This is a genomic window from Blastococcus sp. SYSU DS0552, assembly GCF_054050815.1.
The window spans coordinates 97,923-121,987 of sequence record NZ_JBJHAB010000001.1 but is presented as its reverse complement, the minus strand read 5'-3'; the positions used below and the strand labels follow the sequence as shown (position 1 = coordinate 121,987).

Below are 24,065 nucleotides of genomic sequence, written 5' to 3'. Positions count from 1 at the left end.
GCTGCGCAGGAACCCATGGGACACCCGCGGAGCCCGGCGCGCCAGGCGGTCCGGCGTCCCCGTCCCGGGACGGGGACGTGGCGGCGGCTGTCACACAACCGTCGTGCCTGGTCGGGGCGCCGACGGGTAGCCGGGGACCATGGACTCCCCACTCAGCTCAGCACCGCCTCTCGCGACGAGCTCCTGCGCCTGGCCCGGGAGCACGGGATCCCCGGCCGCAGCCGGATGGCCAAGGAGCAGTTGGTCGCCGAGCTGCGGCAGCGGGAGCAGCCGGAGCCGCTGCACGAGACCGAGCAGCCCGGCGCGGGCCGGCAGCAGATCGGCTCCCGGGTCGACGCGTTCCGCCGGCTCGCCGAGGCGCGGGCGGCCGGCGAGATGGTGCTGATCCCCCGCATGCTCACCGGCAACGACCGCCGGGTGCACGTGCGGGAGACCGTGCGCGAGGACCACGAGACCCGCATCGCGAACGGGGACCTGGAGGCGCGGGCGAAGTTCGACAAGCTCGCCGGCTCGGTCTTCCACTTCTTCCGCGGCACGAACCTGCTCTTCTACCGGGACCTGGTCGGCGAGGACGCCCGGCTGCCCACGGTGCTCGCGCTCGGTGACGTCCACCCGGGCAACTTCGGCGTGATGCCCAGCTCGGACAACGTGCCGATCTTCGGCGTCAACGACTTCGACGACGCCTACTACGCGCCGTTCACCTGGGACCTCAAGCGGGGCGCCGTCGGCTTCCTGCTGGGCGCGGCCGAGAAGTCCGGCTCCGGCCGGAAGAAGCAGCGGGCCATCGCGGAACGGTTCGTGCGCGGCTACGCGGCCGGCATCGCCTCCTACGCCGCCGACGGCCGGGAGCAGACCGAGCAGCTCCGGCTCGACAACGCGCCGCCCCTGATCCGGCGGCTGATCGCCGGCACGCTGGAGACCAGCCGCGCCGACTGGCTGGCCGGTCTGCTGGACGAGACCCGGAGCGGCTTCCGGACCGACGAGGAACTGGTGCCGGTCAGCAGCCGCCGGCAGGAGTTCCAGGAGCTCGTCGACCGCTACGTGGCCGAGAACGAGGTGGCGGTGCCCGAGCGGGCCGGCGCGGTGCGGGTCAAGGACGTCGCCGAGCGACGCGGCGCCGGCACCGCCTCGCTGGGCCTGACCCGGTACTACGTGCTCGTCGCCGGGGTGCGCGACGACGGGACCGACGACCTCCTCCTGGAATTCAAGCGCGCCCGCCGCTCGGCCCTGTCCGGGCTGGTGCCGCCGTCGGGATACGAGGTGGACGGCGAGGGCGACCGCATCCGGCACGCCCAGCGGGTGCACCTGGTCAGCGGGGACGTCTTCTACGGCAGCGTCGACATCGGCGGCCGGAGCTTCATGGTGCGCGAGCGGGCACCGTTCCGCGACGACATCAGCCTCGGCTCGCTCTCGACCGGCGAGTGGAAGCAGTACGCGGAGATCTGCGGCCGGGTGCTGGCGCACACCCACGCGATGTCCGACGAGACCGGCAACGTCGACTACGACGTGGAGCCCGCGATCCTGGACGCGATCGGCAACCGGGACCTGTTCGTCGACGACATCCTGCGGTTCGCCGAGGAGGCGGCCGCCCGGGTGCGCCGGGACCACGAGCACTTCGTCGCCGACCACGCGCTGGGCGCCTTCCGCAGCGTGGACGTCGTCTACCGCTGAGCACCTCGCGGACGCTCCCCGGCCCCGTCCCCGACCCCGTCCCCGGCCTCGTCCTGCGCGACGTCGCCGGGGAAACTCTCGGCGTCGGCGGCCCGCGGCCTCGCCCCCTTCCGGAACGACGCCTCTACCCGCTGGAAGCCCTTGTACCGCTCGCTGCGCGCGTAGCCGGTGTAGGCGCGGACGTCGGCCGGGGTCAGGTCCACGTCGTCGGTGAAGGGGGTCAGCAGCGACCGGGGGTAGAGCCGTCGGTGCCGGACGACGTTGATCTCGGCGGCCAGCACGACGACGAGCGCCTGCAGGTAGATCCAGACGACCAGGCCGAGGATCACGCCGAAGACGCCGTAGACGTCGGTGGAGCGCGTCACGTACGTGCCGAAGTAGTAGGTGCCGAGCACGTGCAGCAGCTCCCAGAGAACCGCGGCGACGACGGCACCGACGGCGACGTTCCGCCAGTCCAGCCGGCGGGCGGTGAGCACCTGGTAGACAACCAGGAAGATCCCGACGTTGATCGCCAGGCCGACCAGCGTGCCCGCGGCCGCCACCACCGGCCCGGGCACCGGCAGCGCGCCGGAGAAGGTCGACACGAAGGCGGTCAGCGCGGTCGACGCCACCGCGGCCAGGCCGAGCGCCACGACGAGCAGCAGGCTGCGCAGCCGGGACAGCAGGGGGTTCGGCTGGGCGAAGCGCGGCACGGCGTAGATGCGGTTGAGGGCCGCCTGGGCCGCCTGCATGACGCCGAGCCCGCCGTACAGGCTGCCGAGGACGCCGATAACCAGCGCCACGCCGCTCCCCCGGAAGGTGCCGATGTTCTCCACCAGCGCGGGGCCCAGCAGCGGGAAGTCCGACAGCGCGGACTCGAGGATCCGCTGCTGGAGCGCGGGGTCGTCCTGTAGGAGGAAGCCCAGCACGGAGGTGAGCATCAGCAGCAGCGGGAACAGCGAGACGACGCCGTAGTAGGTGATCAGCGCGGCGAGGTGCGGGCCGCGGTCGTCGGCGAACTTGTAGGCCACCGCGAGCGGGAAGCCCACCACGCGATGCCGGGCCTGGAACGCGTCGAACCGCGCGACGACCGACATCGGTGCACCCCTCCCTCGTCGGCGGCTACCCACGACCCGCCTGCGCACTCGCGACCGCGGCGGATCCCCCGTAGGAAGAGGGCATGTCCGAGTCCTTCCCCACGCTCGCCGAGCTCGCCGCGGAGGAGGAGCGCCTGCAGCTCACCTCCTTCACCAACGAGGACGCGTGGGTGCTCGGCTGCGCACTGGTGGCCGCCGCGAGGCGCGATGCCGCCCCCGTCGCCGTCGAGATCACCCGCAACGGCCACCGGCTCTTCTCGGTCGCACTGCCCGGGGCGACGCCCGACAACGCCCACTGGATCGAGCGGAAGTCCCGGGTGGTGCACCGGTTCGGGCACAGCTCGCTCTACGTCCGGCAGGCCAGCATCGAGCGCGGCACCACCTTCGAGGCGGAGTTCGGGCTCGACCCGCAGCACTACGCCGCGCACGGCGGCGCCTTCCCGCTGCTGGTGCGGGACGTCGGCCCGGTGGGTGTCGTCGCCGTCTCCGGGCTCCCCCAGCTGGACGACCACCGGATGGTCACCGCCGTCCTCGCCGAGCACCCGGGGCGCTGACCCCGGTACCGATCGCGCCCGGCCGGCGTGACGGACACCACCGACCGAAGTGGTCGGTACACCTACCGATCCGGTCGGTCGCGCGTAACCTGCATTCCGTGGCGCGACCGTTCCGGCAGCAGGTGGACGAGGGCATCCTCGACCACGCCGCCGCCCTCTTCGCGCGGCGCGGCTTCGCCAAGACGTCGGTCCAGGACGTCGCGGACGCCGTCGGGTTGTCCAAGGCCGGGCTGCTGCACCACTTCCCCAGCAAGGAAGCGCTCCACGCGGCCGTGCTGGCCCAGGCCGGCGCGCTCGGCCAGCGGGTGCTCGACCAGGTGGTCGACCTGCCGCCGGGCCCGGCACGCGACCGGCTTGCGCTGGACGTGCTCGTCGACATCGCGCTGGCCCACCCCGGGCTGGTCGCGCTGCTCCTCGCCCCGCTGACCCAGGGGGGCACCGAGGACGCCGGGCCCGAGGTCGAGACCGCCGTCGCGGCGGCTCTGGAGGCCTTCGGCGTCACCCCCGGCGCGCTCGGGTCCGAACGGGCCATCCGGGTCGTCGGCGCTCTCACCGCGCTGGCCGTGCTCACCCTGACGGCCCGGCAGCACGACGGCACCACCGCGTGGCGCCCCCTCGTCGTCGCCACCTGCTTCGACGCGCTCGGCCACCACGGGGCCGGCGCCGCTCCTCCCGCTACCGACCAGGTGGAGGCCTGATCCCCATGGCTGTCTTGTTGTCCCGGCTCGGCGCGTTCGCGCACCGCCGCCGTCTCCCGGTGATCCTGGTCTGGCTGGTGGTCCTCGTCGCCGGCGGCGCGGGCGCCGCGACCCTCGCCGGCGAGACGACGAGCTCCTTCTCCATCCCCGGGCAGGAGTCGACCAACGCCCTCGAGCGGATCGGCGAGGAGTTCGGCGCCGGCGGTGAGGGCGCGACCGCCCGCGTGGTCGTGCAGGCGCCGGAGGGCGAGACCCTCACGACGCCCGAGAACGCGCCGGTCGTCGGGGAGCTCGTCGCCGAGCTCGCCGAGCTGCCCGGCGTGGTCGACGCCACGAACCCGCTGGACCCGGCGGCGCCGGCGGTCAACCAGCAGCAGAACACCGCCTACAGCACCGTCACCTACGACGCGGCGCCGGGCGAGGTCACCCCCGGGCAGCAGGAGGCGCTGCTCGAGGCGGTCGACGGCGCGCGGGAGGGCGGCTTCACCGTCGAGGTCTCCGGGGAGGCCACCCAGGAGGCGCCGCACGTCGGCGGCCCCGCCGAGGCCATCGGCGTCGTCGTCGCGCTGGTCGTCCTCGCCGTCACCTACGGCTCGCTCGTCCTCGCCGGCCTCAACCTGCTGACCGCCCTCGTGGGCGTCGGCATCGGGGTCCTGGGCATCACCATCGCCACCGGCTTCACCGACCTCTCCTCGACCACCCCGACCCTCGCCGCCATGCTGGGGCTGGCCGTCGGCATCGACTACGCGCTCTTCATCGTCAGCCGCCACCGGCAGGAGCTGCGGGCCGGCGCCGACGTGGGCACCGCGATCGCGACCGCCGTCGGCACCGCCGGCTCCGCGGTGGTGACCGCGGGGCTCACCGTCGTCATCGCGCTGACCGGCCTGGCCGTCGTCGGCATCCCGTTCCTCACGCAGATGGGCGTGGCGGCGGCGCTGACCATCGTCGTCGCCGTCCTGATCGCGCTGACCCTGGTACCGGCCGCGCTGAGCTACCTGGGGTACCGCGCCCTGCCGCGCGCGCAGCGGTCGGCCGCGCAGGAGGGCGCGGGGGGCGTCGCGACCTCGCACCGGCGGGGGCTGCTCGCCGGGTGGGCGGACACCGTGACCCGCCACCGCATCCCCTCGCTGCTGCTCGCGGTCGTCCTGCTGGGCGCGATCGCCGTGCCGTTCTTCTCGATGCAGACCACGCTGGTGCAGACACCCCCGGCCGACAGCACCCAGGCGCGCGCCCAGCAGCTGCTCGCCGACGGTTTCGGCGAGGGCTTCAACGGGCCGATCACCGTGCTGTTCGAGGGCGCCGGGGCCGCGGAGTCCGCCGCGCAGGTCAGCGGCACGATCTCCACGCTCGACGACGTCGCGCTGGTGACGCCGCCGGTGCCGAACGCCGACGGCAGCGCCGCCCTGCTGACCGTCATCCCCGAGTCCGGCCCCACCGACCCGGCGACCGAGCAGCTCGTGGCCGACCTGCGCGCCGAGTTCGCCGACCTCGAGGGCGTGCAGGCGTCGGTCACCGGGCAGACGGCGGTCAGCGTGGACGTCGCCCAGAGCCTCGACGAGGCCCTGCCGGTCTACCTCGCCCTCGTGGTGGGCCTGGCGCTGGTGCTCCTCGTGCTGGTGTTCCGCTCGCTGCTGGTGCCGCTGGTCGGGGTGCTCGGCTTCGTGCTGACCATCGGCGCCTCGCTCGGCGCCACGGTGGCGGTGTTCCAGTGGGGCTGGCTCGCCGACGCGGTCAACCTCGACACCACCGGGCCGCTGATCAGCCTCACGCCGATCCTGGTGATCGGCATCCTGTTCGGGCTGGCGATGGACTACCAGATCTTCCTGGTGTCCCGGATGCACGAGGCGCACGCCCACGGCGTGGCACCCCTGCAGGCGATCCGCACCGGGTTCCGCCAGGCCGCGCCGGTCGTCGTCGCCGCCGCACTGATCATGTTCTCGGTCTTCGCCGGGTTCGTGCCGGCGGGCGAGGCGACCATCAAGTCGATCGCCTTCGCCCTGGCCGCGGGCATCCTGTTCGACGCCTTCGTCGTCCGCATGGTGCTCGTCCCCGCGGCGCTGGCGCTGCTGGGCGAGCGGGCCTGGTGGCTGCCGCGCTGGCTGCGCTGGCTGCCGGTGCTCGACGTCGAGGGCTCAGCGCTGGAGAAGTCGGCGCCTCCGCAGGACCGGGAGTCGGTCGGCGCAGCCCCGCGCTGAGCCGCACGACCTTGGTCATGGAACGGCCCGCCTGCACCGCAGGCGGGCCGTTCCGTCGTCCGGGATGGAGCAGGCCCGGCGACGTGGTCGCGACCGGCTCGGGCTACCGGATCGACGCGCCCGCCGGCTGACGGCTCGATGACTCAGCGTCGTCCTCGGCTCCCCGTCCAGCCCCGGCTCATTCCTGTGGATACGCCGCTGACCTGTGGATTCGTCCTGCGCGCGGTCGTCGACGGCGGTAGTATTCGCACATGTGTTCGACAGGTGGGTCCGATGCGCTGGCCCGGTTGGCCGCCGCGCTGGACGACCTGTCGGCCGAGGACCTGACCGGCCGGTTCGGGCCGCAGCTGATCGAGCGGCTGGGCCCGCTGCTGACCACGGCCAACCGGCTGACCGCCGAGGCGGCGCGCACGGTGCGCCAGTGCGAGCTCACCGGCGCCGCCGAGCACGACGGCAAGGCCTCGATGGCCTCCTGGCTGCGCGGGCACGCCCTGCTCTCGGCCGGCGCGGCATCCCGGCTGGTGACCTCCGGGCGGGCGCTGGACGCCCTGCCCGCGGTGGCCGCGGCCGCCGCCTCCGGTGCGGTCACGGCTGAAGCGCTGGTGGCCATCGCCCCGGTGGCCGCGCCGGCCACCCTGGCCGCCGCCGCCGCGCAGGGCGTGGACCTGGCCGGAATCGATGCCACCCTGGCCGAGGTCGCGGCGTCCCGCCCGCACGCCGAGCTGCGCCAGATCGTGGCCCACTACCTCGCCCGCCTCCACCCCGACGGCCCCGAACCCGACCCGACCGAGGGCCGGTCGCTGTCGATGACCAGGCATGCCGACGGGTCGCTGTCCTTCCGCGGGGAGCTGGACGCCGTCGGCGGGGAGAAACTCCAGGCCGCGGTCGAGTCGATCGTGCAGGCCAACCGGCCCGCCGGGGACACCCGGACTCGCGCCCAGCAGCAGGGTGACGCCCTGGTGCAGCTGCTGTGCGACAACGCCCTGGCCGCCGGCGCCCTGCCGACCCTGCGCACCCACAAACCGCACGTCGTCGTCCGGGTCGACCTCGAGGACCTGGTCGACCCCGCCACCGGCCCGGCCGCAGCGAAGCTCGGCTTCGGAGCCACCATCTCCGCCGCCCGCGCCCGCTGGCTGGCCTGCGACGGCACCGTCACCCGCATCGTGATCGGCCCCGAGGGCCAGCCCTTGGACCTCGGCCGCGCCCCGGCCGCTCCGCAGGGACCCGCCGCGAGCTTGCGAGCGGTGGGGGGCGGAGGGGTCCTTTCATTCGCCGGCTGCGACGCCCCCGCCCACTGGTGCGACGTCCACCACCTCCTGCACTGGGCAGACGGCGGCGACACATCCCTGGCCAACTCAGGGCTGCTGTGCGAACGGCACCACACCAAGGTCCACCACGGGTACCGCATCGTCCGGGACGCCGAGGGCCGATGGCACACCTACCGGCCCCACGGCACCGAGATCCTCATCCTCCCCCACCTCACCGGAGAACCAGAGCGGGCACGAACCGGCTGAGTCCCCCACAGCTGCTGGAACCTCGGACGGCCGCTCGTCGTGCCGCGCTCCGACGCCCGTTCCCAGCGCTGGCGCCCAGGCGCGCCCGGGGGCATGAATCGGTGACCGTCAGTGTTGGGTGTAGACGACGGTGTGCCTCCGGGAGGCGCACAACCCCCGGACTCTCCACCACGAAGGAACACATTTGCCTGACACCCACGCCCAGCCCGCCACCGTGCGCCGCCGGGAACGCTCCGCCGGCCGCCAGGCCGCGGCGCGCGAGACCGACCGAGCGGCCGCCCGCGAGGAGAAGCGCGCCCAGCAGAGCTGGGTCGAGGGAGCCGCGCCCGAGCTGCCGGCCCGCGCGACCCGCCCCGAGAACGTCGTCTTCCACCTCGGCCCGACCAACTCGGGCAAGACCTACGAGTCCCTGCAGGCGCTGGCCGCCACCGGCTCCGGCGTCTACGCCGCCCCGCTGCGCCAGCTCGCCCACGAGGCCTACGCCAAGCTCTCGGCCCAGCTGCCCGAGGGCACCGTGGGCCTGTCGACGGGCGAGGAGGAGATCGACCCGTTCGCGCCCATCGTCTGCTGCACGGTGGAGAAGGCGCCCGACCGCGGCGAGATGCTGGTGCTCGACGAGGCCCACTGGGTCACCGACCCCGACCGCGGCCACCACTGGGCGCGGCTCCTGCTCACCGGCGAGTACCGCGAGATGCACCTGATCTCCGCTGCCGAGGCCTACCTGGTGCTCAAGCCGCTGGTCTCCGACGCCGAGCACGTCGAGGTCGTCAACCACAAGCGGCTCTCCCGGCTGGACGTGCTCCGCGCGCCGGTGCGACCGGCGAACGTGCGGCCGCAGACCCTCGTCGTCGCGTTCTCCCGCAAGGCCGTCTACGCCGTCGCCGCGGAGCTCGACCAGCACCGGCCCGGCAAGGTGGGCGTCCTCTACGGCGCGCTCCCGCCGGCCACCCGGCGCGAGGTCATCGAGCGGTTCACCAGCGGCGAGCTCGACGTGCTCGTCACCACCGACGTCATCGGCCACGGCATCAACGTGCCGGCCACGACCGTGCTGTTCGCCGAGACGACCAAGTTCGACGGCCAGGAGATGCGGCCGCTGCGCACCTGGGAGGCCGCCCAGATCGCCGGGCGGGCCGGGCGCTACGGCCTGACCGGCCACGGCGCCGTCGGCATCCTCATCGGGGTGAGCGGGCTCAAGCCGATCGCCTCGCTGGTCGGCGCCGGAGCCGCCGTGGCCCGCGGCGACGAGATGAGCGACCTGCCCAAGCGCGCGCCCCGGCTGCGGCCGGAGCTCGAGGACCTCGGCGCCTTCGAGGCGGTCGACCTCCCGGAGGCCCTGACCCGTTGGATGGCCTGGGCGCGGGCGGCGACCCGCGACGAGGCCATGACCGCCGACGACGTCACCAGCCTCGTCCTGCGGGTGCACGCCCTGCTGCCGCTCCTGCGCGGCCCGCTGGGCGCGGCCGGCGACCTGACCACCGTGTGGCGGCTGGTCAACCTCGCCATCGACTACAACCCGCCGCGCCGCACCCGCTGGCTGGTGCTCGCCAAGGCGGCGCTGCAGCACGCCGTGGGGCTGCCCGTCCCGCCCGAGACCGTGCTGCCAGACGTCCCCCGCGGCGGCACCGTCGAGGAGTACGAGCAGGCCGCCGCGGCTGCCCGGGACGCCCAGACCCTGCTCCGCCAGTTCCCCGGCGTCGCCGGCCTGGACAGCGAGGACGCCGCGTGGGTCGAGGAGGAGTGCGCCGAGATGATCACCGAGCTGCTCCCCGACGCCATCGCGCTGGGCCGGTCCGGGAAGTGCGTGGAGTGCGGCAGCGCGATCGCGCCGTGGTTCACCACCTGCCGGCCCTGCAGCGCCCCCGCGGGTCGCGGCGGCGGCGAGCGGGACCGCCGGCCGAGCACGGGCGGCCGCCGGACCGCCGGTCGCGCGGCCGGCCGCACGCTCGGCGGGCGGCAGGGCGGTCCCCGGGGCAGGTCTCGCCGGAGCTGATCAGCCGGGCCGCCCGCCCCCCTCCCCCGCCGGCTGCTCCGCCCCGGTGCCCTCGGGGAACCACAGCACCCGCTGGGGGAAGGGGATGGAGATCCCGGCCGCGTCCAGCGCCGCCTTCAGCGAGATGGCGACGGCGCTGCGCACCCGCCAGCGGCTCGCGATGTCGGCCGGGTGCCAGTAGCGCACGGCGACGCTGATCGAGGAGTCCGCGAACTCCTCCACCCAGACCTCGGGCGGCGGGCTGGCCTGCACCTCGTCGGTGTCGCGGCACGCCTGCAGCAGCACCTGCCGGGCCCGCTCCAGGTCGGCGTCGTAGGGCAGCCCCACGGTGAGCGAGGTGCGGCTCACCGGCGTCTGGGTGTAGTTGATGATCGGATTCTTCAGCACCTCGGCGTTGGGCAGGTACACGACCAGCCCGTCGTAGGTGCGCAGGACCGTCGTCCGCAGGTTGACGTCGTCGACCACGCCCTCGTGGTCACCGCTGCCGATCTGGTCGCCCACGCGGAAGGGGTGCCGGACCTGCAGGAGCACCCCGGCGATGAAGTTCTGCAGGATGTCCTGGGCGGCGAAGGCGATCGCGATACCGCCCACGCCCAGCGCCCCCAGCAGCGGTCCGATCTGCACGCCGATGAGGCCCAGCGCGTAGACGGCCCCCGCCGCGGCGATCAGGACGCTCGCGAACCGGCCGACCACGCGGCCGATGTGACGATCGCCCTCGCGGTCGATCGCGCGGACCAGCACCCGGCGGACGACGGCGGCCAGGGCGATGCCGAGGACCAGCGCCAGCAGGGCCGCGGTGGCCTCCTGCCACCTGATCGCGTCCGTGACCAGCTCGTCCTCGGCCGCCAGGAGTGGGATCAGGGCATGCTGTCCGGCCACCCCCGGAGGCTAGGCAGCGCTCGCGGATCCCGCTGCGCGACACGGGTCGTCCGACGGCGACAGGACACAACTGGCCAAACGGACGAGACGGTTTCGTACGGATTCTGCCAGTGCCGACGCGACAGCTCCTCCGTAACGTCACAGGTAGCAAGCAGGCCGTACCGGTCCGTCACCGCGCCTGCCACCGGCCACCGTTCGAGGAGCTTCCCCCGTGTCTTCCTTCTCCCGCCCCGTCCTCACCCTGGTTCCCGGCTCCGCCACCGAGCACCTCGCGCCGATCGACGACGCCCCGGCCTGGCCGGCCCTGCCGGCGGCCGACGACGCGTGGCGGCTCGACGCGCTCTGCGCCGAGACCGACCCGGAGGCGTTCTTCCCCGAGAAGGGCGGGTCGACCCGCGACGCCAAGCGCGTCTGCACCGGCTGCCCGGTGCGGGCCGAGTGCCTGGAGTTCGCGCTCGCCAACGACGAGCGGTTCGGCATCTGGGGCGGCCTCTCCGAGCGGGAGCGCCGCCGGGTGCGCCTGCAGCGCCGCGACACCATCAGCGCCTGATCGTCCCCGGCCGCCCGCCGGTGATCCTCGTACCCTCGGAGGGGTGACCTCCGCGCCGGTAAGCACCGTTGCCCTGGACGACCGCTTCGCGCGGGACTTCCCGGAACTAGCGGTCCCCTGGCGGGCCGAGGAAGCTCCCGACCCGCGGCTGCTGGTGCTCAACGAGCCGCTCGCCGCGGAGCTGGGCCTGGACGCCGCATCGCTGCGCAGCGCCGAGGGCGTGCGCCTGCTGGTCGGCAACCTGGTCCCCGACGGCGCCACACCGGTGGCGCAGGGCTACGCCGGGCACCAGTTCGGCGGGTTCACCCCCCGCCTGGGCGACGGACGCGCACTCCTGCTCGGTGAGCTCACCGGCCCCGACGGAGCGCTGCGCGACCTGCACCTGAAGGGCTCCGGCCGCACGCCGTTCGCCCGCGGCGGCGACGGCCTGGCCGCGGTGGGCCCGATGCTGCGCGAGTACGTGGTCAGCGAGGCGATGCACGCCCTCGGCATCCCGACGACGCGCGCCCTGGCCGTGGTGGCGACGGGCCGCCCGGTGCGCCGCGAGACCCTGCTGCCCGGCGCCGTGCTCGCCCGCGTCGCGAGCAGCCACCTGCGGGTGGGCAGCTTCCAGTACGCCACCGTCCTGGGCGACGTCGAGCTGCTGCGCCGCCTCGCCGACCACGCCATCGACCGTCACCACCCCGACGCGGCCGGCGCCGAGCACCCGCACCTCGCCCTGTTCGACGCGGTGGTCGCCGCCCAGGCCGAGCTGGTCGCCCAGTGGATGCTGGTCGGCTTCGTGCACGGCGTGATGAACACCGACAACACGACCATCTCGGGCGAGACCATCGACTACGGCCCGTGCGCCTTCCTCGACGCCTACGACCCGGCCACCGTCTACAGCTCCATCGACCACAGCGGGCGCTACGCCTACGGCAACCAGCCCGCGGTCGCCCAGTGGAACCTGGCCCGGCTGGCCGAGGCGCTGCTGCCGCTGCTGTCCGACGACCAGGACCGGGCCGTCGCCCTCGCCGTCGAGTCCCTGGGCCGCTTCGGCCCGCTGTACCAGACCGCCTGGACCGCCGGGATGCGCGCCAAGCTGGGCCTGCCCGACGACGTCGAGGACTCCGTCGTGCGGCCGTTGGCCGAGGAGCTGCTGGCCTTGCTCGCCCGGGACCACGTCGACCTCACGGCGTTCTTCCGCGGGCTGGGGTCGGCGGCGCGGGGGGACGTCGAGCGCGTCCGGCTGCTGTTCCTCGACCTGGCCGGCATCGACGACTGGCTGGGGCGCTGGCGGGCGCTCGCCCCCGACGCCGCGGCCATGGACGGCGTCAACCCGGCGTACATCCCGCGCAACCACCTCGTCGAGGAGGCCCTGGACGCGGCGACCGACGGCGACCTGGCGCCGCTGGAGCGGCTCCTGTCCGTGGTGACCGCCCCCTTCGACGAGCGGCCGGGGCTGGAGCGCTACGCGGAGCCCGCCCCGCAGGACTTCGGCGCCTACCGCACCTTCTGCGGGACCTGAGCACGGGACCGGAACCGCCGGCCCCGTCGCGACGGGTTCACCCCGGCCGCGCCGGGTAGTCGCGATCCGTGCCACGAGAGATGGACCCCCGGGACCCGGAGACCCTGTACGCCGAGGGGCCGGTGGCCCCCGAGCCCCCCGACGACGACGTCCCCGACACCTCTCCCCTGCCCGACTCCGGCGGCACCGGTCCCGGGCCGGACGACCTCGACCGGCTGCTCTGACGGCCGGCCGACCGGCCGGTGCCGGTGCCGGTCAGTCAGATCCGGGCGGCGGGCGCCACCTCGTCGCCGGCCGGCTCCGTCGCCGTGGCGGGGGCGTCGTCGTCCTCGTCCTCCGGGGCGGCGGTCTGCTCACCGGCGTCCCCGTCGTCGTCCTCCGGCGGGGTGGTGGACCCGGTGTCCCCGTCGTCCTCCGGCGGGGTGCTGGACCCGGTGTCCCCGTCGTCCTCCGGCGGGGTGCTGGGCTCGGTGTCCCCGTCGTCCTCCGGCGGGGTGCTGGGCTCGGTGTCCCCGTCGTCCTCCGGCGGGGTGCTGGGCTCGGTGTCCCCGTCGTCCTCCGGCGGGGTGATCGGCTCGGTCGTGCCCCCGTCACCGTCGGGCGGGCTGCTCGGCCCGGCGATGACCTCCCCGTCCTGCGGCGGGGTGCTCGGGCCGGCGACATCCCCGCCGGGGGACGTCGTGGGCGTGCCCGTCGCCGGATCCGCGCTCTCCTCCGCCGGGCCGCGGGTCGACGCGCCGCTCGGCACCGGCTCCTCGGCGACCGGCACCTCCGGGGCAGGTGCCACGGGCTGGGGGCGTCCCACCGGGATGGCACCCCCACCGGTCGACGGCGCCACCTCCGGAACCGTCACACCCGGCCGGACAGCGACACCGAGACGCACCTCGTCGCCGGGGAGCAGCATGCCGGCGGCCGGCTCGAGGCGGGTCACCGTGCCCGGGGCCTGCTCCGCGGTCGCGTCCTCCTCCTGCCGCACCGTCAACCCGAGCGCGCCGAGTTCAGCGGCCACCTCGGCGGCCGGGCGGCCGAGGTACTCCTCCGGCGCCAGCACGACGCCCGCGGCTGCCGAGGGGGTCGAGACGGCGCCGGCGGACCGGCCGGCGCCCGCGTCCCCACCCGGATCCGGGATGATCCACAGGGCGCCGCCCCCGAGCAGGAGGAACGCCGCCAGCGGCGTCGCGACGGCCAGGGCCGGACGACGGCCGGCCCTCCCGGGCGCCGCCCGGGTGCCCCGGGACGGGGGGCGCGCCGCCCGCACCGGGCGCGTGACCAGCGGCCGGCGACCCGGTGCGGTCCCCGCCGGTCGGTGGATCGCCTCCTCGATGGCCGACAGGAAGGCGCCGCCGTCCCGCGGCCGCTGCGCCGGGTCCTTGACCAGGGCGGCGTCGATCAGGGCGCGCACGCCGGGCGGCAGCTCGGCGGGAAGGGGCTCGGGGTGCTCCTGCACCTGCTTGAGCGCGACCGTGACCGGGTTGTCGCCGTCGAAGGCGGCCTGGCCGGCCAGCGACTCGTAGCCGACCAGACCGAGGGCGTAGACGTCGCTCGCCGGGCTGACGTGCTCGCCCCGGGCCTGCTCGGGCGACATGTACTGGGCGGTGCCGACCACCTGCCCGGTGCCCGTGATCGGCGCGCTCCCCGCCGACCACGAGATCCCGAAATCGGTCAGCTTCACCGTGCCGTCCCGGCCGAGCAGGATGTTGGCCGGCTTGACGTCACGGTGGACCACGCCGGCCCGATGGGCCTCGGCCAGCCCGGCCGCCGCCTGCCGCAGCAGCGAGAGCGCGGCGGCGGTGTCCAGCGATCCCACCTCGGCCAGCCGAGCCGACAGCGGGGGCCCCTCCACGAGCTCCATCACCAGGTAGGCCAGCCGCTCGCCGGTGTCCTCGGCGGTCGTCTCCCCGTAGTCGAGGACCGCGGCGATGTTGGGGTGGCTCAACGCCGCCGCGTGCCGGGCCTCGGAGCGGAAGCGCGCCGCGAACACCGGGTCGTCGGCGTACTCGCTGCGCAGCACCTTGACCGCCACGGACCGGTGGAGCTGCAGGTCGCGCGCCCGCCAGACCTCACCCATCCCGCCGACGGCGATGAGCTGCTGCAGCTGGTAGCGGCCGTCCAGGCACCGTCGGCTGGTTCCGGCCGTGGTCACTCCCGAGTCCCCTCGTGTCGGTGCCGAGAGGGCGCCTCCGCGCTCCCCCGTACTCGTACGTCCTGCAGGTGTGCCCGCCCGGAGGGGGTCTGAACCCCGGCGGAGCCGACGAGGTGGAACCCATCCGGCCCCACGCGCCGCCGCGGTGCCGGCCGCGGATCCGCCTGCGGGCTCTCGTACCGTGCGTGCCGGCCGGCCGCAGCGGCCTGCCGCACCGAACGACAGGAGCACCCATGAACACCGGCGCCGTCCTCATCACCGGCGCGAGTTCCGGCCTGGGCGAGGAGATGGCCCGGCAGTTCGCCGCCCGCGGCCACGACCTGGCGCTCTGCGCCCGGCGCACCGATCGGCTGGACGCCCTCGCAGCGGAGATCCGCCCGGCCACCGGCCGGCGGGTGGAGACCGCGGCGCTCGACGTCACCGACGCCCAGACCGTGCCCACGGTCTTCGCCGCGTTCGCCGCGGCGTTCGGCTCGATCGACCGGGTGGTCGTGAACGCCGGCCTCGGCAAGGGAGCGCCCCTGGGCACCGGCCGGGCCGAGGCCAACCGCGAGACGGCGATGACCAACTTCGTCGGCGCGCTGGCGCAGACCGAGGCGGCGCTGGAGATCTTCCGCCGCCAGGGCCGCGGGCACCTCGTGCTGATCTCCTCGATGTCGGCGCTGCGCGGCATGCGCCGGTCGATGACCACCTACGCCGCCACCAAGGCCGGGGTCGCGTCCCTCGCCGAGGGGCTGCGGGCCGAGCGGATCCCCGGCCTGGACGTGTCGGTGATCTACCCCGGCTACATCCGGTCGGAGATGAACCAGCACGTGCAGCAGCGGACCCGGTTCATGGTGGACACCCCGACGGGCGTCCGCGCCATGGTGGCCGCCATCGAGGCCCGGCGGGCCACGGCCTACGTCCCCGCATGGCCGTGGGTGCCCATCGGGCTGGCCATGCGGGTGCTACCGCTGTCCGTGGTCCGCCGGCTCACCTAGGCACCGCCGCGGGGCGGCGGGGTCAGTTGTAGTTCACGTGCACGTGGTCGAAGTGGTTGGCCGTCGCGCTGCCCCGGTTCTCCATCGCCTGCCACGATCCGCCCGGGGACGAGAGCATGCGCTGCTGCCAGATCAGGTAGTCCACGCCCAGCTCGGCCCAGTGGGCGCGGTGGTAGGCGACGATCGCGTCCCCGAGGGCGGCGTCGGACATCACCATGTAGTCCAGCGCCAGGCCCGAGGGGTGCCCGCCCGGGTCGGCGGCGCTGGCCCGGGTGCCGCCGAGGGTGATCCCCGCGGCGCCGGGCACGTTGCTGACCACCGCGTCGGCCGCGGCCTGGGTCTGCGCCTTCACGCTGCCCGCGGTGTTGGAGATCCGGGCGACCGCCGTGGCCGCCACGGAGGCGGCGGTGGTGGCGGCGGCCCGGGCCTCCTGCGTGGGCGTCGCCGCGGCGGGGGGCGCGGCCGCCCGCTCGGCGGCCCGGGCCTCCTCCGCGGCCTTCTCCTCGACAGCCTTCGCCTCGGCCTCGGCGCGGGCGGTGGCCTCGGCCTCGGCGCGGGCGGTGGCCTCCGCCTCGGCCGCCTGCCGGTCGAGCTCGGCCTGGTCGGCCGCGGCCTGGGCCTGCTGGGCCGCGACCTGCTCGGCCTCGCGGCTGCTGCGGCTGGCCGCCAGGTCCTGCAGCGGGGCGAGGTCCTCGGCGACGTCGACCGGGCCGGAGCGGGAGGTGAGCCCGAGCTCCTGGGCGACGCTCACCGACTGCGAGGTGCCGGCCTCGGCCTGGGCGCCCGGGTCCACGCCGACGAGGGTGTTGACCAGGAGGGCACCGGCGGCGGCGACCCCGAGGTAGAGCGCCGGACGGCGGAGGCCCGAGGGCGGGCGACGGCGGAGGACGAGCGGGCCACGACGGCCCGAGGTGGTGGTGCGGGGATCCATGGGTTCGGGGTGCTCCGTTGGTGCGGCGGGATCGGCCGGGCGAGGCGGACCGCGAGGGATGCGGGCTGCGGACCGGCGCCGGGTCGCGGGGCCACCGGGCACCGGCGGCTCGGCCGGCGGTTCATCGGTGGCGGGGGGCGACCGGCGGGACGCCGGGTGCGCGTGCGGTCAGGTCCGGGGACGCACCGGGGGGCGGCGGTGCCGGCGGGCGCGGGGTGGTGCGGCGGTGCAGGGGCGCGCCATGCGGCGGCTCTCCGTTTCTTCCGTCGTGCCGCCTACCGGGTTAGCTGACGGATTCGGACGGGAAGCAGCCCTACCCGCACCGGGACGTGCCCGGTGCGCGATTCACCCCAGAACTTCGGTGGGTCCCCGGCTCGCCCGCAGCTCGAAGGCGGCGGGCGACTCGGCGGCGCCCGGCAGACCCTCCCCGGATGGGGAGAGAACGATCGGCCGGGCTCCGCCACGGTAACCGTCGTTATGCAGTCGTGACAATGCGGAAGCGGTCACTTCCGCAGATCGTGACGCGTGTCGCGCCACGTCTCCTGCCCCGTCGGTGGTGTATGGCAGGCCGTCAGCCGGCGTCGGCCCAGGCCCGGACGACGGCGACGTCCAGCGGGAAGTCCACCGGGAAGGCGCCGAACAGCAGCCGCCCGGCCGTGGTGGCCGCGGCGCGCACCGCCTCGACCACGTCGTCGGCCAGGTGCTCGGGGGTGTGCACGACCACCTCGTCGTGGAGGAAGAACGCCAGGTGCGCCCGGGTCTCCAGCGGCCCGTCGCCGCCCAGCCGCCAGAGCCGGTTGCGGAGGTCGGCCAGCCAGCACAGCGCCCACTCCGCTCCGGTGCCCTGGACGACGAAGTTGCGGGTGAACCGACCCCAGGCGCGGCGAGCGCGGTCGCGGTCCTCCCGGGAACCGGCCTGCTCCGCGGCGTCGCCGAGCCCGTCCGCCCGCTGCGCCCAGGCCGCGCTGGGCGACGGCGACCCCCGGCCCAGCAGCGTGTGCACCACCTCGCCGCGTTCGCCGGCCCGGGCGGATTCCTCGACCAGGCCGATGGCGCGCGGGTAGCGGCGGGCGAGCCGGGGCATCATGCGGCCGCTCTCCCCGCGGGTGCCGCCGTACATGGCCCCGAGGATGCCCAGCTTGGCCTCCGCCCGGGTCGCCACCGCGCCACCGGCGACCATGCCCGCGTAGAGGTCCGAGGCCCGCGCCGCCTCGGCCATCGCGGTGTCCGCGCTCATCCCGGCGAGCACCCGGGGCTCCAGCTGGGCCACGTCGGCGACGACGAACCGCCAGCCGTCGTCCGCGACCGCCGCGGGGCGGATCAGCGTGGGCACCGAGAGCGCACCCCCGCCGTTGGACGCCCACCGACCCGTGACCACCCCACCCGGCAGGAAGGCGGAGCGGAACCGCCCTCCCTGCACCCAGGCCTCCAGCCAGCTCCAGCCGTTGGCCGTGAGCAGCCGCATCAGCTTCTTGTACTCGAGCAGCGGGGGGACGCACGGGTGCTCGAGCTGCTCGAGGGTCCACGAGCGGGTGTCGGCCACCGGGAGGCCGGCCTGCTGGAGTGCCCGCAGCAGCTCGGCCGGCGAATCGGGGTTGAGCGACGGGGTCCCCAGCGCCGCGCGGATCTCGCCCAGCAGCCGCTCGAGCACCGCGGGGCGCCCACCGGTTCCCGGGCGCGGGCCGAGCAGGTCGGTGAGCAGGCGCTCGAGCACGTCGGCCCGCCAGGGCAGGCCCGTGTGCGTCATCTCGGCCGCCACCAGGGCGCCCGAGGACTCCGCGGCCAGCAGCAGGGCGAGCCGGCCCGGCCGCGCGGAGGCCGCCACGGTCACCTGCTGGCGCTCGTGCTCGGCCAGGGGGTCGAGCCGGTCCGCCGGGTCGGCCAGCGGGAAGAGGGCGGACTCCGGCGGCGGGCCGGGCTGCAGCACGTCCCACCCAGGGGTGTCGTCCCCGGCGAGCAGCTCCTGGGCCGCGAACGGGGACCGCCGCAGGATCGCGTGGCCGAGCCGCAGGTCGGTGCAGCGCTCGACGCGGACTCCCGCCGCCAGCAGCGCGGGGTACCAGCGGGTGGTGTCGTCCCACACCCAGCGGACGGGTGCGGCAGCGGCCTCCCGCTGTGCCACGACGGCGGGCAGCCCCCCGGCCGCGACGCGGGTGACCGACCCCGTCGACCCGTCGTCGACGAGCTCCGTCATCTCCACCGCGGACTCGCGGCGCCGGAGCAGGATCCGCTGCACGCCCGCAGTGTCGCCGACGGAGCCGACCGATCCGCCGGACGGCCCCGACGCATGTCCCCGGTGCGGGAGCGCGCGAGGACGGCGGCCGGCGCGACGCGACGCGACGCGACGATGGAGCAGGGGGTGCTCGTCGCGACAGGCCGCCATCACGACGGACCCACGACGTCGAGCAAGGTCAGCGCCCGGCGTCCACCCCCGCCGCCTGCAGGTAACGGCCGAGGGCGGCGCTGTTGTCCTGCAAGCAGGCGATCCGCGCGTCGATCTCGCGCCGAGTGGCCACGAGGGTCGCGATGAGGTCGGGGCAGGGCTCCAGCTCGGGCCGCTCGCCCCGGGCGCATGGCAGGACGTCGCGGATGACCTCGGTGGACAGACCCGCAGCCAGCAGCCCTTGGATCTGGCTGACCGTCAGCGGCGCGTCGCCGGGGAACTCCCGATAGCCGTTGGCCGCGCGCGCCGGGGTCAGCAGCCCCTGCTCCTCGTAGTAGCGCAGGGCTCGCGGACTGGCGCCCGTCCGCCGAGCCAGCTCACCGATGCGCACGGCGCTCTTCCCTCCGCCCTTGACCTTCACGTCGACGTCAGACTTTACGGTCGCCGCCATGTCCACCGATCAGCGATCCCTGCGCCTGCCCCGCGCGGCCACTCCGGCCCTGCCCGCTGTCGTCACCGGCACGGGACCGGTCCTCCTGCTCCTGCACGGCGCCGGCGGCAGCCCGCAGGACAACTACCCGTTCCTGGACGACCTGGCTTCCGACCACACCGTCGTAGCGCCCTACCTCCCCGGCACCGCCCCCGCTCCACTGCCCGATGGACCACTGGACGTCGACCCGGTCGCCGACCAGGTCGTCGCCACCGCGGACGCCGCGGGGGTGGACACCTTCGCCCTGTCGGGCTACTCGCTCGGCAGCGCCCTCGCGATCCGCGTGGCCGCCCGACACCCGGAGCGGGTCACCGCGCTGGTTCTGACCGCCGGCTTCGCTGCCGCCCGCCCGTCGCTCGCGGCGACCAGCCGGCTGTGGCAGCGGCTGCTCGAGCAGGACCCCGTCGGCGCCGGCTGGTTCGTCGCGGCCCTGTTCCCCGGGGATGCCGCGCTCCACGCCCTCGGCCGGGACGCCACCGCCCAGCTGGCCCGGGACGTCACCGAGCACCTACCGGCCGGCGCACGCGCGCAGGTCGAGCTGGTCGGTCGCGTCGACGTCACCGCCGACCTGCCCCGGTTGGCCGCACGCCGTCTTCCGGTCACGCTCCTCGTCCCCACGCGCGACCGGCTGGTCGACCCCGCACATTCCGCAGACCTCCAGGCCGCCCTGCCGCACGCGGTCCGACACGAGCTGACCACGGGTCACGACGTCGCCGGCGAGGCCCCGATCGCCTGGCTGCAGATCCTTCGAGCCGCGGGCACGACGCCCTGATCCCCCGCGGCGCCCCCGAACCGACCACCGCCCCCGCCGACCCGCCCGTCCGGGAGGCGCCTAGCCGAGCAGCCGGCGAAGACAGCGGACGGGCGTGGCGAGGACGGCCCGGGCGACGTGCACGCCCAGCCGCAGCAGGTCGGCGTAGTCGGGCGGACGGACGGTGGCACCCGCCCCTGGCCGGCCGGGAGACGGCCGGTCGTCCGTCGCCACCCGGGCCGCGGCGACCGGCGGGGCCGGCGCCGGTGTCTCGGTGAGGAGCAGGTCGACCGCCGACCGGCGTCGTGGGGCCCGGAGCGAGTCGAACGACGGGATGGCCGGCGCCACCGGACCGTCCTCCTCGGACGGCTCGCCATCGGTCGGCTGCCCACCGGCCGGCCCGCCCACCGCCGCGCCGGCGCCCGGCAGCTGGGCCGGCGGCTCGGGGACGACGGCGCGGATCGCCGCGACCAGGCCCGGTCCGAGGCCGGCGACGTCGCTGAGCTCCCGCCGGGTGAGCGCGGCGAGCGCCTCGACGTCGGTGATCCCCGCCCGGGTCAGCGCGCTGACCGCGCGCGTCGGCAGACCCAGGTCACGGATCGTCCCGGCGGGCTGTCCCGGTGAGCTGGTCGGCATGTCGGCCAACCCTAGCGATGCCGGCCCGCGGTCGCGCCGGCGGCGGCAGCCCGGTCAGACCTCGGTCACCTCGTAGGTGTGCCCCGCCGCGCGCAGCCGCTCCACGAGCACCTCCCCCAGCGCCGTCGCCGGCGTCAGCGAACCGGCCCGGTCGGGCAGCCGCTCCCCGTCGAGGGCGAGCGCCAGCGCGGCCTCCCCGAGCATGACGGCGGTGGCGGCGTACCCCGGGTCGCCGCTGCCCGCGGCGGTGGCGCGGTAGCGGCGGCCGCTCTCGGTCGTGGCGTCGACCACCATCCGGAACCAGCCCTTCCGCCGCACGGCCTCGCTCGGGCCGGTGCCCGGCGCGGGGAGCACCCGGTCCAGCACCGCACGGGTGGGCGCCAGGCTCATGGCGGACACGGTGGCGACCAGCCCGGCGGAGACACCGGCCGCGGCGACGGCGCCGAGCGGCCCGCGCCCCACCCCCATGACCTCGCCGTAGCGCATGTCGCGCCCGTACGCCCAGCCCTGCAGCGCGTTGCTCCGCCGCACGATGCGGGTGTTGAACGGCGCCATGACGAAGGCGGCCGTCCAGCGCCCGTCGTCGGTCCGGCGTGGCAGCGCACCGTCGAGGGGCTGCGGGGTGTCGGGCTCGGCAGCCCGGTCGGGGCTCAGGCCGAACGGGTCGCCGACGACGCGACGCAGCGACGGGTTCTCCTGCATCGCCTCCACCTGGGCGCGCATCGAGTCGATCGTGCCGCCGCTGAGCCCGCCCCGGGCCGTGGCCACCAGCTGGACGTCGCGCAGCCCTCCCGCACCGTCGGCCGCGGCCCGCCGGCCCAGCAGGAGGGCGCTGAGGTCGGAGGGGATGGAGTCGTAGCCGCAGGCGTGGACGAGGCGGGCGCCGGTCTCCCTGGCGACGGCGTCGCAGCGCTCGATGGCGTCACGGACGAACAGGATCTCCCCGGTCAGGTCGGCGTAGTGCGTGCCGGCCCGGGCGCAGGCCTCCACCACCGGCAGCCCGTAGCGGGCGTAGGGGCCGACCGTGGTGACCAGCACGCGGGTGCTGCCGGCGAGCGCGGTCAGCGACGCGGGATCGGTCGAGTCGGCCTCGACCAGCGCCCAGTCGCGGCCGGCGGCCGGCAGGGCGTCGCGGACCTCCTCGAGCCGCCGCCGGGAGCGCCCGGCCAGCGCGATGCGGGTTCCCTCCGGGGCGTGCTCGGCCAGGTAGGCCGCGAGCAGCCGCCCGACGAAGCCGGTGGCCCCGTAGACGACGAGGTCGTAGGTCCGTGCGTCTTCAGCCATGCGGCCATCCTGACCCGCCCGGGGAGCGCGGGCAGCCCGCGCTCACCCCGGGCGCCACCTCACGGCGAGGTCACGGAACGGCACACGGGTCACTCCGACCTCCCCCGTGCGCAAGGAACTGCGGGGAGGTGCCGATGGAGGTCGCATGGCAGTGCGGCTCGCAACGGTGCGGACCGCGACCCGGCAGCAGGTCGCGGCCCAGACGTCGACGTCCCCGTGGTGGCGGTCGGCGGTGGTCTACCAGGTCTACCTGCGCTCGTTCGCCGACGGCAACGGCGACGGCATCGGCGACCTGGCCGGCCTCCGCTCCCGGCTGCCGTACCTGGCGTGGCTGGGGGTCGACGCGGTCTGGATCAACCCGCACTACCCCTCCGGTGGTGCCGACGGCGGCTACGACATCGTCGACTACCGCGCCGTCGACCCCGAGTACGGCGACGTCGCGGACCTGGAGGCGCTCGTCGCCGAGGCCCGCGCGCTCGGCCTGCGGGTCGTGCTCGACGTCGTCCCCAACCACACCTCCGACCGGCATCCCTGGTTCCAGGCCGCGCTGGCCGACCCGGACTGCCCCGAGGCGTCGCGGTACCACTTCGCGCCCGCGTCGGAGGAGCCGCCGAACAACTGGCGCTCGCTCTTCGGCGGCCCGGCGTGGTCGCGCACCCCGGACGGCCGCTGGTACCTGCACCTGTTCGCCCCCGAGCAGCCCGACCTCAACTGGCGCGACCCCGCCGTCGCCGCCGACTTCGAGCGGACGCTGCGCTTCTGGCTCGACCGCGGCGTCAGCGGATTCCGCGTCGACGTCGCCTACGGCCTGTTCAAGGACGCCGGCCTGCGGGACAACCCGGGCGCCTACTCCCCCACCCTGTTCGGGCACGGCCCCGAGCAGGCGATGACCTGGAACCAGCCCGAGGTGCACGACGTCTGGCGCCGCTGGCGGTCGATCTGCGACGAGTACCCGGAGACGATGCTCGTCGGCGAGGTCTGCCTGGCCGATCCGCACGAGGTGGCCCTCTACTCGCGGCCCGACGAGATGCACCAGTCCTTCAGCTTCCGCCTGCTGAAGTCCCCGTGGTCGACGGAGGCCTTCGCCGACGGCGTGCGGAGCGCGCTGGACGCGTTCGGGCAGGTGGGCGCACCCGTTTCCTGGGTGCTCGGCAACCACGACAAGGACCGGCAGGTCACCCGGTTCGGTGGTGGTGCCGTGGGCACCGCCCGTGCCCGCGCCGCCGCGCTGCTCATGCTGGCCCTGCCCGGCTCCGCCTACGTCTACGCCGGCGACGAGCTGGGCCTGCCGCAGGCCGACGTCCCCGACGAGGCCAAGCGCGACCCGATCTTCTTCCGCAGCGGCGGCGCCCGCAGCGGACGGGACGGCTGCCGCGTGCCCATGCCGTGGAACCCCTCGCCCGGCGTGGGCTTCTCCGCCGGGACGGCGGCCGAGCCCTGGCTGCCGATCCCCGACGAGTGGAGCCGGTACGCGGTGTCCCGCCAGGCGCGGGACGGCGGGTCGATGCTGACCCTCTACCGCCGCGCCCTGGCGCTGCGCGAGGCCCACCCGGCCCTCGGCTCGGGCGAGGCCACGGTCAGCACCCGGGGCGACGTCCTCACCGTCCGGTGCACGGCCGCCGACGGCAGCGTCGTCCGGTGCGTGGTCAACATGGGCACCGGGACGACGCTCGTGCGCACGCGCGGCACCGTGCTGCTGGCGTCGAACACCAGCGTGCGGCGGTCACCGGGCACCGTGGCGCTGCCCCCGCACACGGCGATCTGGCTCGCCGAGAGCTGAGCTCCTCCCAACGGGGTATGTCCGCGCCCTGGGGTTGGAGCCGTCGCGGCGAC

General features: G+C 75.4%; 20 protein-coding genes and 1 riboswitch. Of the genes, 12 read left to right on the top strand and 8 right to left on the bottom strand.

The features are described 5' to 3' along the window. Positions 1 to 225 precede the first annotated feature (225 nt). Entirely contained in the window at positions 226 to 1,671 is a 1,446-nt protein-coding gene (locus ACI8AG_RS00620) for a DUF2252 domain-containing protein (protein ID WP_456595497.1), read from the top strand. Here the strand turns inward: ACI8AG_RS00620 and ACI8AG_RS00615 are convergent. Continuing rightward, on the bottom strand, positions 1,662 to 2,747 hold the full coding sequence (locus ACI8AG_RS00615; RefSeq protein ID WP_456595496.1) for a YihY/virulence factor BrkB family protein: 1,086 nt from the start codon (positions 2,745 to 2,747) through the stop codon (positions 1,662 to 1,664). The genes ACI8AG_RS00620 and ACI8AG_RS00615 overlap by 10 nt on opposite strands. Positions 2,748 to 2,830: 83 nt before the next feature. Here ACI8AG_RS00615 and ACI8AG_RS00610 point away from each other — a divergent pair, with 83 nt between their 5' ends. The 5 genes from ACI8AG_RS00610 (at position 2,831) to ACI8AG_RS00590 (ending at position 9,698) form a co-directional block, all read left to right on the top strand. Continuing rightward, complete coding sequence (locus tag ACI8AG_RS00610) at positions 2,831 to 3,301, top strand: heme-degrading domain-containing protein (RefSeq protein ID WP_456588284.1); 471 nt, start codon at positions 2,831 to 2,833, stop codon at positions 3,299 to 3,301. Positions 3,302 to 3,399: 98 nt separating this feature from the next. Then, complete coding sequence (locus ACI8AG_RS00605; protein WP_456588285.1) at positions 3,400 to 3,999, top strand: TetR/AcrR family transcriptional regulator; 600 nt, start codon at positions 3,400 to 3,402, stop codon at positions 3,997 to 3,999. Between the two features lie 5 nt (positions 4,000 to 4,004). Then, positions 4,005 to 6,194: an MMPL family transporter gene (locus tag ACI8AG_RS00600; RefSeq protein WP_456595495.1), complete on the top strand. Its 2,190-nt coding sequence runs from the start codon at positions 4,005 to 4,007 to the stop codon at positions 6,192 to 6,194. Positions 6,195 to 6,445: 251 nt separating this feature from the next. Further along, on the top strand, positions 6,446 to 7,708 hold the full coding sequence (locus ACI8AG_RS00595) for a DUF222 domain-containing protein (RefSeq protein WP_456595494.1): 1,263 nt from the start codon (positions 6,446 to 6,448) through the stop codon (positions 7,706 to 7,708). A 184-nt stretch (positions 7,709 to 7,892) separates the two neighbouring features. Then, positions 7,893 to 9,698 (top strand): helicase-related protein, encoded by a 1,806-nt coding sequence (locus ACI8AG_RS00590; protein ID WP_456595493.1) that lies wholly within the window; start codon positions 7,893 to 7,895, stop codon positions 9,696 to 9,698. Here ACI8AG_RS00590 and ACI8AG_RS00585 read toward each other — a convergent pair whose 3' ends face one another. Next, the gene (locus ACI8AG_RS00585; RefSeq protein WP_456595492.1) at positions 9,699 to 10,577 is read right to left on the bottom strand and encodes a mechanosensitive ion channel family protein; all 879 of its coding nucleotides are present in this window, start codon (positions 10,575 to 10,577) and stop codon (positions 9,699 to 9,701) included. It abuts the gene before it with no gap. A 211-nt stretch (positions 10,578 to 10,788) separates the two neighbouring features. Here ACI8AG_RS00585 and ACI8AG_RS00580 point away from each other — a divergent pair, with 211 nt between their 5' ends. The 3 genes from ACI8AG_RS00580 (at position 10,789) to ACI8AG_RS00570 (ending at position 12,858) form a co-directional block, all read left to right on the top strand. After that, positions 10,789 to 11,127: a WhiB family transcriptional regulator gene (locus tag ACI8AG_RS00580; RefSeq protein ID WP_456595491.1), complete on the top strand. Its 339-nt coding sequence runs from the start codon at positions 10,789 to 10,791 to the stop codon at positions 11,125 to 11,127. A gap of 43 nt (positions 11,128 to 11,170) precedes the next feature. After that, the gene (locus tag ACI8AG_RS00575) at positions 11,171 to 12,634 is read left to right on the top strand and encodes a protein adenylyltransferase SelO (protein WP_456595490.1); all 1,464 of its coding nucleotides are present in this window, start codon (positions 11,171 to 11,173) and stop codon (positions 12,632 to 12,634) included. Between the two features lie 68 nt (positions 12,635 to 12,702). Beyond that, positions 12,703 to 12,858: a hypothetical protein gene (locus ACI8AG_RS00570; protein ID WP_456595489.1), complete on the top strand. Its 156-nt coding sequence runs from the start codon at positions 12,703 to 12,705 to the stop codon at positions 12,856 to 12,858. A 35-nt stretch (positions 12,859 to 12,893) separates the two neighbouring features. Here the strand turns inward: ACI8AG_RS00570 and ACI8AG_RS00565 are convergent, their stop codons facing one another. Continuing rightward, positions 12,894 to 14,777, bottom strand: a complete 1,884-nt coding sequence (locus ACI8AG_RS00565) for a protein kinase domain-containing protein (RefSeq protein ID WP_456595488.1) — start codon at positions 14,775 to 14,777, stop codon at positions 12,894 to 12,896. A 233-nt stretch (positions 14,778 to 15,010) separates the two neighbouring features. On the opposite strand from ACI8AG_RS00565, the gene ACI8AG_RS00560 reads away from it, so the two are divergent. Next, a complete protein-coding gene (locus ACI8AG_RS00560; protein WP_456595487.1) occupies positions 15,011 to 15,757 on the top strand; it encodes an SDR family oxidoreductase in 747 nt (248 codons plus the stop codon). 22 nt (positions 15,758 to 15,779) lie between these two features. Here the strand turns inward: ACI8AG_RS00560 and ACI8AG_RS00555 are convergent, their stop codons facing one another. The 3 genes from ACI8AG_RS00555 to ACI8AG_RS00545 form a co-directional block, all read right to left on the bottom strand. Further along, entirely contained in the window at positions 15,780 to 16,688 is a 909-nt protein-coding gene (locus ACI8AG_RS00555; protein WP_456595486.1) for a hypothetical protein, read from the bottom strand. Between the two features lie 256 nt (positions 16,689 to 16,944). After that, a riboswitch (cyclic di-AMP (ydaO/yuaA leader) is annotated at positions 16,945 to 17,092 on the bottom strand. A gap of 167 nt (positions 17,093 to 17,259) precedes the next feature. Then, complete coding sequence (locus ACI8AG_RS00550) at positions 17,260 to 18,924, bottom strand: bifunctional 3'-5' exonuclease/DNA polymerase (RefSeq protein WP_456595485.1); 1,665 nt, start codon at positions 18,922 to 18,924, stop codon at positions 17,260 to 17,262. A gap of 175 nt (positions 18,925 to 19,099) precedes the next feature. Continuing rightward, positions 19,100 to 19,522, bottom strand: a complete 423-nt coding sequence (locus ACI8AG_RS00545) for a MerR family transcriptional regulator (RefSeq protein ID WP_456595722.1) — start codon at positions 19,520 to 19,522, stop codon at positions 19,100 to 19,102. Between ACI8AG_RS00545 and ACI8AG_RS00540 the strand changes: the two genes are divergently transcribed. Further along, the gene (locus ACI8AG_RS00540; RefSeq protein ID WP_456595484.1) at positions 19,521 to 20,333 is read left to right on the top strand and encodes an alpha/beta fold hydrolase; all 813 of its coding nucleotides are present in this window, start codon (positions 19,521 to 19,523) and stop codon (positions 20,331 to 20,333) included. The genes ACI8AG_RS00545 and ACI8AG_RS00540 overlap by 2 nt on opposite strands. A gap of 60 nt (positions 20,334 to 20,393) precedes the next feature. Here ACI8AG_RS00540 and ACI8AG_RS00535 read toward each other — a convergent pair whose 3' ends face one another. Further along, complete coding sequence (locus ACI8AG_RS00535) at positions 20,394 to 20,948, bottom strand: DNA-directed RNA polymerase subunit alpha C-terminal domain-containing protein (RefSeq protein WP_456595483.1); 555 nt, start codon at positions 20,946 to 20,948, stop codon at positions 20,394 to 20,396. Between the two features lie 54 nt (positions 20,949 to 21,002). Continuing rightward, positions 21,003 to 22,232 carry a saccharopine dehydrogenase family protein gene (locus ACI8AG_RS00530; protein WP_456595482.1) on the bottom strand — a complete coding sequence of 410 codons (1,230 nt, stop codon included), beginning with the start codon at positions 22,230 to 22,232 and terminating at the stop codon, positions 21,003 to 21,005. 145 nt (positions 22,233 to 22,377) lie between these two features. On the opposite strand from ACI8AG_RS00530, the gene ACI8AG_RS00525 reads away from it, so the two are divergent. After that, positions 22,378 to 24,012: a glycoside hydrolase family 13 protein gene (locus ACI8AG_RS00525; RefSeq protein ID WP_456595481.1), complete on the top strand. Its 1,635-nt coding sequence runs from the start codon at positions 22,378 to 22,380 to the stop codon at positions 24,010 to 24,012. The last annotated feature ends 53 nt before the right edge of the window (positions 24,013 to 24,065 follow it).

Coding starts and splice junctions, on each gene's coding strand:
- ACI8AG_RS00595 (WP_456595494.1), top strand. CDS start 6,446: ATGTGTTCGACAGGTGGGTCCGATGCGCTGGCCCGGTTGGCCGCCGCG.
- ACI8AG_RS00610 (WP_456588284.1), top strand. CDS start 2,831: ATGTCCGAGTCCTTCCCCACGCTCGCCGAGCTCGCCGCGGAGGAGGAG.
- ACI8AG_RS00560 (WP_456595487.1), top strand. CDS start 15,011: ATGAACACCGGCGCCGTCCTCATCACCGGCGCGAGTTCCGGCCTGGGC.
- ACI8AG_RS00620 (WP_456595497.1), top strand. CDS start 226: ATGGCCAAGGAGCAGTTGGTCGCCGAGCTGCGGCAGCGGGAGCAGCCG.
- ACI8AG_RS00535 (WP_456595483.1), bottom strand. CDS start 20,948: ATGCCGACCAGCTCACCGGGACAGCCCGCCGGGACGATCCGTGACCTG.
- ACI8AG_RS00600 (WP_456595495.1), top strand. CDS start 4,005: ATGGCTGTCTTGTTGTCCCGGCTCGGCGCGTTCGCGCACCGCCGCCGT.
- ACI8AG_RS00530 (WP_456595482.1), bottom strand. CDS start 22,232: ATGGCTGAAGACGCACGGACCTACGACCTCGTCGTCTACGGGGCCACC.
- ACI8AG_RS00525 (WP_456595481.1), top strand. CDS start 22,378: ATGGCAGTGCGGCTCGCAACGGTGCGGACCGCGACCCGGCAGCAGGTC.
- ACI8AG_RS00615 (WP_456595496.1), bottom strand. CDS start 2,747: ATGTCGGTCGTCGCGCGGTTCGACGCGTTCCAGGCCCGGCATCGCGTG.
- ACI8AG_RS00540 (WP_456595484.1), top strand. CDS start 19,521: ATGTCCACCGATCAGCGATCCCTGCGCCTGCCCCGCGCGGCCACTCCG.
- ACI8AG_RS00555 (WP_456595486.1), bottom strand. CDS start 16,688: ATGGATCCCCGCACCACCACCTCGGGCCGTCGTGGCCCGCTCGTCCTC.
- ACI8AG_RS00545 (WP_456595722.1), bottom strand. CDS start 19,522: ATGGCGGCGACCGTAAAGTCTGACGTCGACGTGAAGGTCAAGGGCGGA.